Origin of the sequence: Pseudomonas brassicacearum (assembly GCF_000585995.1) — a bacterium.
GTDB classification, from domain to species: domain Bacteria; phylum Pseudomonadota; class Gammaproteobacteria; order Pseudomonadales; family Pseudomonadaceae; genus Aquipseudomonas; species Aquipseudomonas brassicacearum_A.
The window spans coordinates 4,645,119-4,659,158 of sequence record NZ_CP007410.1 but is presented as its reverse complement, the minus strand read 5'-3'; the positions used below and the strand labels follow the sequence as shown (position 1 = coordinate 4,659,158).

Sequence of the window (14,040 nt, the reverse complement as noted above, 5' to 3'; positions counted from 1 at the left end):
AACCCTGTGGGAGCGGGCTTGCTCGCGAATGCGGTGGGACAGTCGACATCAATGTAACTGACCCACCGCCTTCGCGAGCAAGCCCGCTCCCACAGGTCTGAACCCTGAACTGACCTGCATCAGGTCACCCGCAGGAAATTCTTCAGAAGTTTCCTACACTCATTTCGCGCCCTGTGCATTTTTGCAGGGCGCCTAGACGGTTCGCTGTTCCCTCGTTTTGGCAGTCTGAACCCATCAGCCGGTCCCCCTGACTGATTGTGAAGTCGCGGGTGTACCGGGCCGACTACGCCAAGCGAAACAACCTGATCCAGATGATGCTGCTTCGACGCACAGGCCTGGTGGTGCTGTTGCTGGGCTCATTGAGTGTGATGCCACGGGTTGGCGCGGCACCCGGGACGCTGCAGGTGCTCGGGCGCTCCAATGTGAACGACTATTCGGTGTCCCTGGACGCGGCCGACCAGGCCTGGCTGCGGCAAAAAGGCCGGTTATTGCTGGGCGCCTCGGCCCCGGACTATGCGCCTTTCAGCATCACCGGCAATGGCCGCGACTATGAAGGCCTGACCGCCGATTTCGCGCAATTGCTCGGGCAACTCTTGCACGTCGAGGTGCAGGTGCTGCGCTATCCGTCCCGTGCTGAATCGCTCCAGGCCCTGCGCAGCGGTGAGATCGACTTGCTCGGCACCGCCAACGGCTTCGAGGCCAGCGACCCGGTCCTGGCGATGTCCCAGGCCTACGCCGATGACCTGCCCACCCTCGTGGCTCGTATCGATGACAGCCAGGATTTGCCTGCGGACCTGGCGAACAAGCGTATCGCCATGCTTTACCACTACTTGCCGCCGGACACGGTCGAGGCGTTCTACCCCGAGGCTTCCCTGCAGTTGTACCCCTCGACCTTGAGCGCCATTGGCGCCGTGGCGTTCGGCCAGGCCGACGTCTATCTAGGAGACTCGATCAGCGCCAATTACCTGATCAGCAAGAACTACCTGAACAACGTCCAGCTGGCGGATTTTTCGCGCATGGAAGTGCAGCCGTTCGCCTTTGCGGTCAGTCGCGACAATGGGCGTGTGTTGCGCGTCGTCAACGCCGCACTGCAAGCCATTCCGGCCGGCGAGCGCATGAACATCCTGCGCCGCTGGAGCGCTGGGGGCGCGAGCATGCCGGGTCAGCAAGCGCTGCATTTCAGCGTCAAGGAGCAGCGCTGGCTGGATGCTCATCCGCGGATCAAGGTGGCCATCAACGAAAACTTCCTGCCGCTGACGTTCTTCGATGAGCAAGGCCATCTGCGCGGCATCAGCGCCGATGTGCTGGCGAGGATCAGCTTGCGCACCGGGTTGAAGTTCGATATCCAGCGCAGTCACTCGGTCCCCGACCTGATCGAGCAGGTCAAGAGTGGCAAGGCCGACGTGCTGGCGGCTATCACCACCAGCACGGAGCTCGAGGACAAGGACGCGTTGCGCTTCACCCGGCCGTACCTGACCAACCCCTACGTGCTGGTGACGTCGCTCAAGGCCAAGGCCCCGCTGACGCTGGATCAGATGGATGGCAAGCGGTTGGCGCTGGTGCGTGGCAATGTCTTGCATGAATACCTGCTGGAGGCGTTTCCCGGGGTAAGCCTCGTCCCGGCGGAAAACGTGCCCGAGGCCATGGCCATGCTCGCCGCCGGCACGGTGGACGGCGCCGTCAATTCGCTGATCAGCGCCCGCTACATGATCTCCCGCCAATACCGCGACACACTGCAAATCACCAGCACCGTGGGCACCTTGCCGGCGCGTATTGCCCTGGCGACCAGCCAGGGTTCACCGGAGCTGCATTCGATTCTGGACAAGGCGCTGCTGAGTATCTCCCCCGAAGAAATGGACGAGCTGACCAACCGCTGGCGCAGTGAAGTGGTGATCGACGACAGCTACTGGCTGCGTAACCGCACCACCATCGTCCAAGGGTTTGCTATCGCCGCGCTGCTGTTGCTGCTGGCATTTGGATGGGTCGCCTACCTGCGGCGCCTGCTGGAGCAGTTGCGTGTGGCCAAGGAACGCGCCGACGACGCCAATCGGGCCAAGACCACGTTCGTGGCGACCATGAGCCATGAAATCCGCACGCCGATGAATGCGGTGATCGGCATGCTGGAGCTGGCCATGAAAAAGGCCGACCAGGGCGTCGTGGACCGGTTTGCCATCGAAGTCGCTTCGGGGGCTGCCCGGGGCATGCTGGAGTTGATCGGCGACATCCTCGACATCGCCCGCATCGAGTCAGGCAAATTATCCCTGGCGCCGGAGCGCGCCAACCTGCGGGAGCTGATCGAGTCGGTGGCGCGGATTTTCGAAGGCCTGGCGTGGCAGAAACACCTGCGCCTGCCACTGGACCTGGAGGCAGCGATCAACCGTGACGTATTGATCGACCCGTTGCGCTTCAAGCAGGTGGTGTCGAACCTGTTGAGCAACGCCATCAAGTTCACCGAGCAGGGCGAGGTGCGCCTGAGTGTGCGCGCCGAAGCGGGGCGCGATGACGGGCGCCTGGGCATCTGCCTGCGGGTCGAGGACACCGGCTGCGGTATTTCGGTGGAGGACCAGCGACGTTTGTTCAGCCCCTTTACCCAGGCCAGCCATAGCGCCCAGTCGGCCCGCAGCGCCTCCGGGCTGGGGCTGGTGATCAGCCGCACCTTGTGTGAAATGATGGGCGGCAGCCTGACGCTGAGCAGCGTGCCGGGGGAGGGCACGCAGGTCGAGGTCCGGCTGAGCCTGCCCGTGCTCGATGCCCTGCCGGCAGCGCCGCCTGCCGAGGTCGAGACGCTGGAGCCGGGACGGACGCTGAACATTCTGGTGGTCGACGATTACCCGGCCAACCGCTTGCTGCTGTCCCAGCAACTGAGCTATCTGGGGCATCGGGTCCAGGATGCGCCGGACGGCGCCCAAGGTTTGCGCGCCTGGCGCAGCGAACACTTTGATGTGGTCATCACCGACTGCAACATGCCGATGATGAACGGCTACGAACTGGCCCGCGCCATTCGCGACGAGGAGCAAGCTCGAGGCCTGGCTTCTACGGTCATCCTGGGATTCACCGCCAACGCCCAACCCGAGGAAAAGGACCGCTGCGTCGAAGCCGGGATGGACGATTGCCTGTTTAAGCCCATCAGCCTCAGGGACCTCAATGCGCGCCTGGCTTCGGTCATGCCGGATGCCGAGGCGGCTCCGTCCGCCGACCCTTTCGACTTGACCAGCCTGGCACAACTGGCGGGCAACGACTCGACTGCCATCCAGCAATTGCTGAAGGAACTGGTTAGCAGCAATGCCGAAGATGCCGCGCGGCTGTTGCACTTGTCCGCCCAACAAGACCTGCCGGGTTTGGCGGACCTGGCGCATCGGATCAAGGGCGGGGCGCGGATCATCCAGGCGCAACGCCTGATCGCCGCCTGCGAGGCGCTGGAAAACGCTTGCCGAGCGTCCGACAGGACGTTGCTCGCCCAAGCGGTCGACGACCTGCACCAGGCGATGGAACAACTGGCTGAACAACTGGAGATCCCTGGGGCGAGGGAATAAGTCTTCTCGCCGCAAGGGCTGCGTCTGGCTTCATTTTAGGACTAGTCCTACAGCGCCTCTCAAAAGCTTCCTCTAGCCTGACGCCCCTTAATAACGTTCATAAGCCGGTTCATACCTGGCGCGTCGCTATTGGAATGCCTGCCATGCCGAACAAAGCACTACGTATCCTGATTGCCGACCCACAACATACTCATCGAATCGTGCTGGAGCGCTTGTTCAATCAACAGGGCTATTTCCGAATTGTCCCGGTGAGCAATCTGCAGGAGTTGCTGACGCTGGTGGAGTACGGCAGCGAGCCGTTCGACCTGGTGGTCGTCAACGCCGGGTTGGCGAGCGGGGCGCTGAACCTGCACGATTTTGTTATCTACAACCCACAGGTTTGTCACGGGATGATCTACAACGTTCAGCAGGTCAGTCAGTCGTCAGCACCTGTCGCGCGTCGATCGAGCATGCACTTGAGCCAGGCCCCGCTGCCTGATCTCGCCGCGCTGCGGGACCTGATGGCGCGGATCGATCGTCAGGTCAGCGAGTCGCTGCCAGCTTGGGACCATGGCCTGCGACAGGGCGGTTCAGGTTGAGGCAGACCGTTGGTCCGCACTGTCGGATCTGACAGGTGGCATGGCTTGGCGATTGTGCAAGAGTCCGGTGCAGTCATGGCACCGGCGCCGTTTGTATTGACCTTGGGGGACTGCCTTGAAAGACGTGTTGATCGTGGATGACCACCCTGTCATACGCGGGGCCTTGCGGCTCATCTGCCAGAACGAGGGGTTCACCCGCATCAGGGATGCCAGCGGCGTGGTCGATGCCAGGCGCCTCATCAAGGACGGGATGCCAGACCTGGTGATCCTGGACCTGGTGATGAACGGTTTCGATGGCCTGGACCTGCTGGTCTGGATCATGGCCCAGTTTCCTGAGTGCAATGTGCTGGTGTTCACTGCCCAGGATGCGCAGCACTTCTGTAATCGTTGCATCTCGGCCGGGGCCAGGGGGTTCGTGACCAAGAAAAGCGATCTGCAAGAGCTGACCAAGGCCATTCATGCGCTAAAGTCCGGTTATGCCTATTTTCCTCAAGTGTCGGTCAGGCTGGATTTTCAGCAGCGCACCGAACAGCAGTCACTGGAAAGCCTGTCCACCCGCGAGTTATCCATTCTGCGCATGCTGTCCATGGGCATGCGCGGCAAGGACATTGCCGAGAACCTGTTCCTGAGTCCAAAGACCGTCAGCACCTACAAGACTCGGCTGTTGGAAAAGCTCGGCTTGCGATCCTTGGTGGGCCTGTCGGAGTTCGCCAAGCGCAATCACCTGTGAGGGTGTAACACCTGAACCTGTGGGAGCGAGCTTGCTCGCGATAGCGGTCCGCCTATCGATGCATCGTCGGCTGATACACCGCTATCGCGAGCAAGCTCGCTCCCACAGTGCTATTTGACTGTTCTCCAGATAGAACGCTATGGCCGGTTTTTGCAGTCTAGTGCTTCAAAGGTGGCGGTTTTATCCTGTGTCCATTGAATTGCAGTACCTGATTTGGAGACACAGCATGAAGAACATCATCGGCCTCTACACCAGCCCACGGCCCCATTGGGTCGGCGACGGCTTCCCGGTTCGCACGCTGTTTTCCTACGACAACCTGGGCAAGCACATCAGCCCGTTCCTGCTGCTGGACCACGCGGCCCCAAGCGAATTCACACCCACCACCGAGCGTCGCGGCGTTGGCCAACACCCGCATCGCGGTTTTGAAACCGTGACCATCGTCTACCAGGGCGAACTTGAACACCGCGACTCCACCGGCAGCGGCGGCAAGATCGGCCCTGGCGACGTGCAATGGATGACCGCCGCATCCGGGATCATCCACGAAGAGTTTCACTCCGAAGCCTTCGCTCGCCAAGGCGGGTTCATGGAGATGGTCCAGCTGTGGGTCAACCTGCCCGCCAAGGACAAAATGGCTCCGGCCGGTTACCAGACACTCCTCAAGGGCGACATTCCGAACATTGCGCTGAAGGACGATGCCGGCAGCCTGCGCCTGATTGCCGGGCGCTTCGAGGGGCATCAAGGGCCCGCGAAGACCTTCACCCCCATCGACGTCTGGGACATCCGCCTGAATGCCGGGAAAAGCCTGACCCTTGATCTGCATGACGGTCACAACACCGCCCTGGTGGTGCTGCATGGCTCGGTCCAGGTCAATGACCGCGAACGGGTCGAGGCCGGCCAACTCGCGCTGTTCGATCGGGTCGGCGACCAGTTGAGCCTGCAAGCCAATAACGATGCGGTGGTGCTGTTGCTCAGTGGCGAGCCCATCGACGAACCCATCGTCGGCCATGGTCCGTTCGTGATGAACAGCGAACAGGAAATCCACCAGGCCTTCAACGATTTCCACTCCGGACGCTTCGGCCAGATGGACGATTGATGCCCCGAGCTGAAGGCTAAGTAACGGACAAAGCGGATCCACTGTGGGAGCGGGCTTGCCCGCGAAGACGTCGGCACATCCAACCTGGAAGTGACTGACCCACCGCTTTCGCGAGCAAGCCCGCTCCCACAAAGGCTCTGCGGTGATCTCTACAGGGCGTTCAATCTGTGCCAATCTTCGGCCCAAATGATCTTTCTGGAGCTGTCCAATGCTGTCTCTGATCTCCGACCACCCGTTGCTCTGTGCCTTGGCGCTGCTGGTGCTCGACATACTGATGTGGCGACTGGTCAGTGCGGATCGGACCTATTGGAAAATCGGCGCGCGGCTGGTGATTTTCTCCTTGTTCAGCATGTTGCTGTTCAACGAAGGCCTCAACCCCATGGAACCGGCGCAGTGGGTCGACGATGTGCCACGGCACCTGGCGGCCACCGGGTTGCAAATCGCCTGGTGGCTGCTCGCCGCGCGAACCCTGACGGTGATGATGGGTGCGGTGATGATGCAGCGGGTCGGTCACACCGGGCGCTTGTTGCAGGATTTGCTCGGCGCGGTGATTTTCCTGATCGCCGTCATCGCGGCGCTGGCCTATGTGCTGGACCTCCCGGTCAAGGGTGTGCTGGCGACGTCTGGGGCGATGGCGATCATCGTCGGCCTGGCTTTGCAGAGCACCCTCAGCGACGTGTTCTCCGGGATCGTGCTCAACACCACCAAGCCTTATCAGCTTGATGACTGGATCTCCATCGACGGCACCGAAGGCCGGGTCACCGACATTGACTGGCGGGCCACGCGGTTGCAGACCGCCCAGGGCAGCATGGCGGTGATCCCCAACTCACTCGCGGCCAAGGCCAAGGTCATCAACTTCAGCCGACCCAGCGATGTCCATGGGTTGTCCATCAGCGTCCAGGTCAGCCCCCACGCGCGGCCACAAACCGTGATCGACGCGCTGGAGCGGGCCATGATCGGCTGTCGGACCCTGCTCGCCAACCCGGCACCCTGCGTGACGCTCAAAAGCAGCAGCAGTGACGGTGCGGAATACGAGATCAGCGGGTTCGTCGTCTCCAGGGCCCAGAAGCGCGAGGTGCGCAACCAGCTGTTCGACCTGGCGTTCCGGCATTTGCAGGCATCGGGCGTGAGCCTGTTGTCCAACAGTGAAAGCGCCACGGCCAAGGATGCGTCGCGGCCCCGGGCGTTGCTGGAAAGCTCGAACATCTTTTCCACCTTGCGCCAGGATGAGAAAGACACGTTCAGCCAGAACATGACCCTGCAGACGTTCCGGGCCGGCGACATGATTTTGCCGGCGGGGGAAGTCAGCGATCATTTGTTCATCATTGAATCCGGCGTGGTCAGTGTGACCCTGCTGCATAACGGCCAGGTATTGGAAGGCGGGAGGATGGGGCCGGGGGAGGTGATCGGCGAAGCCGGCATCATTTCCGACCAGGCAGCATTGGCCAATTTTTCGGCCAAGACGTTCTGCACCCTTTATCGCATCGAGAAGAGTTACCTCAAACCTTGCCTCGACGCTCGTCACGACATCAACGACGCCATGAAAAACCTGCTGGACGTACGCATGCACCTCGCCCAGAACCTGACCCGCGAGCTGCCCAAGCCCGTCGCCAAGAAGCGCTTTTTGCAATGGCTGCGCAGCCGGGCCTGAACCCTCTCTTGAAGTGTCCACCCTGTGGCGAGGGAGCTTGCTCCCGCTGGGTGGCGCAGCCGCCCCAAAATGGCCTGACGCCGTTTTCCAGGCAGACCGCATCGGCTGGGTTACGACTGCTTCGCAGCCGAGCGGGAGCAAGCTCCCTCGCCACAACAGCCCGTAGGGTTGGACTCCCTTGAAAAGGCCAATACCCGGTCACGTCTTGCGCCGCCATTGGCCACCCGAACTTCCCAACAATTGGCTATTTGTACTGCGCCAGCGCAACGCTAACGTAGCACCACACCCCATTGTTCTGGAGTTCATCATGCAACCGCGTATCGACTTCTACACCGCTTCCCCCGACGCCCTCAAAGCCATGCTGACGTTCGAAACCACTGTCTCGAAGCTGGGCCTGGAAAAGTCCCTGCTGGAGCTGGTCAAGCTGCGTTCCTCGCAAATCAACGGCTGCGCCTTCTGCATCGACATGCACACCGCCGATGCCCGCAAGGACGGCGAGACCGAACGTCGCCTGTACGCCGTGACCGCCTGGCGCGAAGCACCGTTCTTCACCCCGCGCGAACGCGCCGCACTGGCCTGGACCGAAGCCCTGACCCGCCTGAGTGAGACCCACGCGCCGGATGCCGACTACGAACTGCTGAACCAGCATTTCACCCCCAAGGAAATGGTCGACCTGACGGTGGCGATCAACGCCATCAATGGCTGGAATCGCCTGGCGGTGGGCTTTCGCAAGATGCCTGAGGCTTAATATTGCCACCCCCCTCTATACGGACAGGGCATGTGTCCTGCCGTCCTCAATAGAAACACCACACCCTGTGGGAGCGAGCTTGCTCGCGATAGCGGACTGACCTTCAACAGTGAGGGTGCCTGATATACCGCCATCGCGAGCAAGCTCGCTCCCACAGGACATTCTCAATCTGAAAGCTTCGGACGACAGGTACCGCAATAGGTTTGCTTCGCCTTAATGGGAAGCATTACTATCCGTACCCCGTTTCCACAGCGCGCCGCGATGACCCCCAAGCTGCCCCGCAGACCCGGCTTTTTCGAGCATTACGAAGAGTTGATCGGCACCTGGACCCGTCGCTTGCGCAATCGCCAGCAGGCCGAGGACCTGGCCCACGACACCTTTGTGCGGGTGCTTGAGTCCGATTCGGCCGGGGTCGAGCAGCCGCGGGCCTATTTGCACCAGACGGCGCGCAACATTGCAGTGGATGGCTATCGGCGCGAAGATCGACGGGGGGCCATGGAGGAGGCAGCCGTCGACCATAGCCAGTCGCTGTCGGGCGACCCGGAGCACTACATGCACGCGATCCAGCTGGCAGACTCCATCGAGCGAGCGCTTGCCGAGCTGCCGGCCAACTGCCGTACGGTGTTTGTCTGGCAGAAGATCGAAGGCCTGACCCAGGCGGAAATCGCCGAGCGGCTGGGCCTGTCAAAAAACATGGTGGAAAAATATATGATCCGCACCCTGCGGCATCTGCGCGACCGCCTGGACGGGCCCGGCCAATGATCCGTCGTCATCTTCCACCTGAGCCACAGGACCTTCCATGATGGATAGCCGTGAATGCCCGTGCGGGCAGAACAGGGTTCGCGACGAGGCGGCGCAATGGTTCGTGCGCCTGCAAGCGCCCGCCATGAGTGTCGAGGAGCGCCAGGGTTTCGATACCTGGCTCGACGAACACCCCAACCACCGCGACGAAATTCAATTGCTGCAAGGGATCTGGAGTGCCACGGACCTGCTGCCCCGGGAACGCCTGCAAGCATTGTGCGAGCGGCCTGCGGAACGTCCCAAGCGTCGGCCGCTGCTGCGCTACGCGGTCGCCGCCGGGCTGTTCGCGGTGGCGGTCGGGTTGGGTTTGTTCAGCGGCTTGAGTTCTTCCACCGATTACAGCGGCGAATTTGCCACCGCCTTCGGCGAGCGTCGGCACCTCGCCTTGCCGGACGGTTCGATGATCGACCTCAACAGCCGTAGCCGGATACGTGTTCAATTCGCTCACCATCAGCGGCGGGTGGAACTGCTCGAAGGCGAGGCCTTGTTCAGTGTCGAGCATGACGCTGGCCGGCCATTCACCGTCGAAGCGGGTAATGGCCAGGTGACGGTGACCGGGACGCGCTTCGACGTGCGTCGCGATGCTGACACCACCCGGGTGGCGGTGGAGCAGGGCAGCGTCAAGGTCCTGGGACGGGATGCGCCACGGGCGCAGGTCGTCAGCGTGACGGCGGGCCTGGGCACCCAGATCGATGCCCAGGGCAAGGTCGCCGCGCCTTACGCGATCAACGCCGATGCGCTGACTGCCTGGCGCAGCGGCAAACTGGTGTTCAACAACGCGCCGTTGAGTGAAGTGGCCGAGGAGGTTTCCCGCTACCGGGCCGAGCCCTTGCGGGTCGGCAGCGCGGCGGTGGGCAATCTACGCCTGACCAGCGTGTTCCGCTCCGATGATCCCGAGGCGCTGCTCAAGGCGCTGCCAAACATCCTGCCGGTGGCCGTGCGGACCCTGGAAGACGGCAGCCAGGAAATAATTGCGCGATAGATTCAGGTTTTTTTCGAGTTCTTCGTCTTCTTGTCCAACTGCAACTGGTTTGCATTAACAGACGCGTATTCTTGCGATTCGACAGGACAAGGTTCGACGTGAAAACCTCCGCCCAAAACCACAACCGCACCTCTTCGCGCTGGCTGCCGCTGGCTTTGACCCTGGCCGTCAGCGCCGCGCTGCCCCAGGCGTTCGCCGATCAGGCCAGCAACATTCATATCCAGGCGCAGCCGCTGGGCCAGGCCCTGAGCCAACTCGGCCAGCAGACTTCGTTGCAGGTGTTCTTCAACCCCGAGCTGGTGGCCGGCAAGCAAGCCCCGGCGGTGGACGGCAACCTGTCCCCGGAAGCGGCCTTGCGCCAACTGTTGCAGGGCAGCGGCCTGCAATACCAGATCAATGACGGTTCAGTGACGGTGTTGCCACCGTCGCCGGTATCCGACGCTGGCCCGCTGGAGCTGGGGGCGACTGAAATCCAGGTGGTCGGCGACTGGCTCGGCGATGCCAACGCCGAAGTGGTGCAGAACCACCCCGGCGCGCGGACGGTGATCCGCCGCGAAGCGATGGTGGAGCAGGGCGCCATGAACGTCCGTGATGTGCTGCGGCGGGTGCCGGGGGTGCAGGTGCAGGACGCCAACGGCACTGGCGGCAGCGACATCTCCCTGAACGTCGGCGTGCGTGGCCTGACCTCGCGTTTGTCACCACGCTCCACGGTGCTGATCGACGGCGTTCCGGCGGCATTCGCCCCCTACGGCCAGCCGCAACTGTCCATGGCACCGATTTCCTCGGGCAACCTGGACAGCATCGACGTGGTGCGCGGCGCCGGTTCCGTGCGCTATGGGCCGCAGAACGTCGGCGGCGTGATCAATTTCGTGACCCGCGCGATTCCGGAAAAAGCCACCGGTGAAATCGGCACCACCCTGGAAACCTCCCAGCGCGGCGGCTGGAAACACATCGACACGGCCTTCCTCGGTGGCACGGCGGACAATGGCCTGGGCGTCGCGCTGCTGTATTCCGGCGTGAACGGCAACGGCTATCGCCAGAGCAACAATGGCAATGACATCGACGACGTCATCCTCAAGACCCATTGGGCGCCCACCGAGGTAGACGATTTCTCGCTGAACTTCCATTACTACGACGCCAAGGCCGACATGCCCGGTGGCCTGACCCAGAAGCAATACGACGCCGACCCGTACCAGTCCGACCGCGATTGGGACAACTTCAGTGGCCGGCGCAAGGACGTGTCGTTCAAGTGGTTGCGACAGATCGACGACCGCACCCAGGCCGAAGTGCTGACCTACTACTCCGACAGCTACCGTGGCAGCACCATCGCCTCCCGGGACCAGCGCAACCTGGCGTCCTACCCGCGCACCTATTACACCTTCGGCATCGAGCCGCGGGTATCCCATGTGTTCGACCTGGGCTCCACCACCCAGGAGGCCAGCGTCGGTTATCGCTACCTCAAGGAAGGCATGCACGAGGAGGCCAGTCGCCTGGCGTTGCGGGATAACCAGCCGGTGGTGCGTCCAGGGTCCGACGGTCACGTCTACCAGGACCGTACCGGCGGCACTGAAGCCCACGCGGTCTACCTCGATGACAAGATCGACATCGGCAAATGGACCATCACCCCGGGCATCCGCTTTGAGCGCATCAGCACCCAATGGCACGACCGCCCGGTGCTCGATACCGCCGGCCGTCCGGTGCAGGAGAAACGCCGCAGCATCGACAGCAACGAACCGCTGCCGGCACTGAGCGTGATGTATCACCTGTCCGACGCCTGGAAGCTGTTCGCCAACTACGAGACCTCGTTTGGCAGCCTGCAATATTTCCAACTGGGCCAGGGCGGCGACGGCAACAACACCGCCAACGGCCTGAGCCCGGAAAAGGCCAAGACCTACGAGATCGGTACGCGCTACAACGATGACGTGTGGGGCGGGGAAGTGACGCTGTTCTACATCGACTTCGATGATGAGTTGCAATACATCAGCAACGATGTGGGCTGGACCAACATGGGCGCCACCCAGCACCAGGGCCTGGAAGCCTCGGTGCACTACGACCTGGCCGCGCTGGACCCGCGCCTCGAAGGCTTGAGCGCCAATGCCGGTTTCACCTACACCCGGGCGACCTACGAAGGTGAAATCCCCAGCTTCAAGGGCCGCGACCTGCCGTTCTATTCCCGTCAGGTGGCCAATCTGGGCCTGCGCTATGAGATCAACCGCTGGACCTACAACCTCGATGCCTTTGCCCAGTCCAAGCAGCGTTCACCGGGCAACAACGTGAACGCCGATGGCAGCTTCAGCGGCGACTACATCACTGACGGCAGCGCCGACGGGCAGTTTGGCGACATGCCCGGCTACGTGCTCTGGAACGTGCGCGCCGGCTATGACTTCGGTGCGCAGTTGTCGAACCTGAAAGTCGGCGCCGGGGTGAAAAACCTGTTCGACCATCAGTACTACACCCGCTCCAGCGACAACAACTCGGGCATCTACGCCGGCGCACCGCGGACGTTCTTTGTGCAGGCGAGTGTGGGGTTCTGATCGAGGACCAGGCCCTATGGCTTGGAACACAATGCCAGGGGCTGAAATACAATCCTGTGGCGAGGGAGCTTGCTCCCGCTGGGGCGCGAAGCGACCCCAAAACCTGCTGAATGCGGCGCCTCAGGCACACCGCATCCACTGGTTTACGACTGCTTCGCAGCCGAACGGGAGCAAGCTCCCTCGCCACAGGTTTACTTGCCAAGGCTCCCCGGAGGCATCAAACCTTCAACACTTTCCCGCTGACGGCCACCGCCACCAGCGACAGCGCAATCAACCCAAACGCAAAGCTCAGACTGCTGCCATGGGCAACAAACCCGATCAGCGCCGGGCCGGCGAGGATGCCGGCATAGCCGATGGTGGTGATGGCCGGTACGGCGATCGCTTCAGGCATCAGGGTCTGTTTGCCGACGGCGGTGTACAACACCGGCACGATGTTCGAACACCCGGCCCCCACCAACGCATACCCCAGCAACGCCGCTTGCCACATCGGTGCCAAGGTCGCCAGCAGGAACCCGGCCGCAGCGATCGCACCGCCATAAATGATCACGCGCCGGGCGCCCAAGCGATGCACCACCGAATCGCCCGTCAGGCGGCCGACGGTCATGGTCAATGCGAACGCGGCATAACCCAGACCGGCATAGGCGGTCTCCACCGCACGCTCGGTGGTCAGAAACACGGCGCTCCAGTCCAGCACCGCACCTTCGGCCAGGAATACGATGAAACACAGGATGCCGATAAACAGCACCACGCCATGGGGAATGGCAAACGCCGGTCCTGAGCTTTCACTGCCGTAGGGCAGCAGGTGCGGCGCGGCCTTGAACAACGCCACCAGCAGCACCCCGTTGACCACCAGTGTCGCCCCCAGCGGCGAAAGCCCCAGGCCGAGCAAGGCGCTCACACCGGCTGCGCCAATGATCCCGCCGAGGCTGAACATGCCGTGGAAGCCCGACATCATGGTCTTGCCACTGGCGCGCTCGACGATCACCGCCTGCAGGTTCACGGTCGAGTCCACGGTGCCGAGCCCGGCGCCAAACAAGAACAGGGCGGCCACCAGCCAGGGCAGGGACGTCATCGTCGCCAGCAGCGGCAACGCCAGGCAGATCAGGATCGTGCCGCCGCTGAGCACCCGACGGCAGCCGAATCGCGCGGCAAGGGCGCCGGAAATCGGCATCGCCAGGATCGAGCCCACGCCGAGGCACAACAACAGCAACCCGAGGGTGCCTTCATCCAGGTTCGCCCGCACCTTGGCGTAAGGCACCAGCGGTGCCCAGGCGGCGATGCCGATGCCAGCGATGAGATACGCGATGCGGGTGGACATCTGTTCCAGGCGTCCGGGAATAAAGGTGGGCGGGGGCGTAATGGCAGTCATGAAACGTCCTTGGTTTTCTCG

10 protein-coding genes are annotated in these 14,040 nt (G+C 62.5%); 9 read left to right on the top strand and 1 reads right to left on the bottom strand.

Annotated elements, in window-relative coordinates; all coding sequences use genetic code 11:
- Positions 1-311: 311 nt before the first annotated feature.
- From CD58_RS19780 to CD58_RS19740, 9 genes are all read left to right on the top strand, one after another.
- Positions 312-3,533 (top strand): transporter substrate-binding domain-containing protein, encoded by a 3,222-nt coding sequence (locus tag CD58_RS19780; protein WP_025214721.1) that lies wholly within the window; start codon positions 312-314, stop codon positions 3,531-3,533.
- A gap of 143 nt (positions 3,534-3,676) precedes the next feature.
- Positions 3,677-4,111 (top strand): response regulator, encoded by a 435-nt coding sequence (locus CD58_RS19775; protein WP_025214720.1) that lies wholly within the window; start codon positions 3,677-3,679, stop codon positions 4,109-4,111.
- A gap of 115 nt (positions 4,112-4,226) precedes the next feature.
- On the top strand, positions 4,227-4,841 hold the full coding sequence (locus CD58_RS19770) for a response regulator transcription factor (RefSeq protein ID WP_025214719.1): 615 nt from the start codon (positions 4,227-4,229) through the stop codon (positions 4,839-4,841).
- Positions 4,842-5,067: 226 nt separating this feature from the next.
- A complete protein-coding gene (locus CD58_RS19765; protein WP_025214718.1) occupies positions 5,068-5,934 on the top strand; it encodes a pirin family protein in 867 nt (288 codons plus the stop codon).
- A gap of 208 nt (positions 5,935-6,142) precedes the next feature.
- The gene (locus CD58_RS19760) at positions 6,143-7,585 is read left to right on the top strand and encodes a mechanosensitive ion channel family protein (protein WP_025214717.1); all 1,443 of its coding nucleotides are present in this window, start codon (positions 6,143-6,145) and stop codon (positions 7,583-7,585) included.
- A 307-nt stretch (positions 7,586-7,892) separates the two neighbouring features.
- The gene (locus tag CD58_RS19755) at positions 7,893-8,333 is read left to right on the top strand and encodes a carboxymuconolactone decarboxylase family protein (protein WP_025214716.1); all 441 of its coding nucleotides are present in this window, start codon (positions 7,893-7,895) and stop codon (positions 8,331-8,333) included.
- A 261-nt stretch (positions 8,334-8,594) separates the two neighbouring features.
- Positions 8,595-9,095: a sigma-70 family RNA polymerase sigma factor gene (locus CD58_RS19750; RefSeq protein ID WP_025214715.1), complete on the top strand. Its 501-nt coding sequence runs from the start codon at positions 8,595-8,597 to the stop codon at positions 9,093-9,095.
- Between the two features lie 37 nt (positions 9,096-9,132).
- On the top strand, positions 9,133-10,116 hold the full coding sequence (locus tag CD58_RS19745) for a FecR family protein (RefSeq protein WP_025214714.1): 984 nt from the start codon (positions 9,133-9,135) through the stop codon (positions 10,114-10,116).
- Positions 10,117-10,214: 98 nt separating this feature from the next.
- Positions 10,215-12,650, top strand: a complete 2,436-nt coding sequence (locus tag CD58_RS19740; RefSeq protein WP_025214713.1) for a TonB-dependent siderophore receptor — start codon at positions 10,215-10,217, stop codon at positions 12,648-12,650.
- A gap of 217 nt (positions 12,651-12,867) precedes the next feature.
- On the opposite strand, the gene CD58_RS19735 is transcribed toward CD58_RS19740, so the two are convergent.
- Positions 12,868-14,019: an MFS transporter gene (locus tag CD58_RS19735; protein ID WP_025214712.1), complete on the bottom strand. Its 1,152-nt coding sequence runs from the start codon at positions 14,017-14,019 to the stop codon at positions 12,868-12,870.
- Positions 14,020-14,040: the final 21 nt, after the last annotated feature.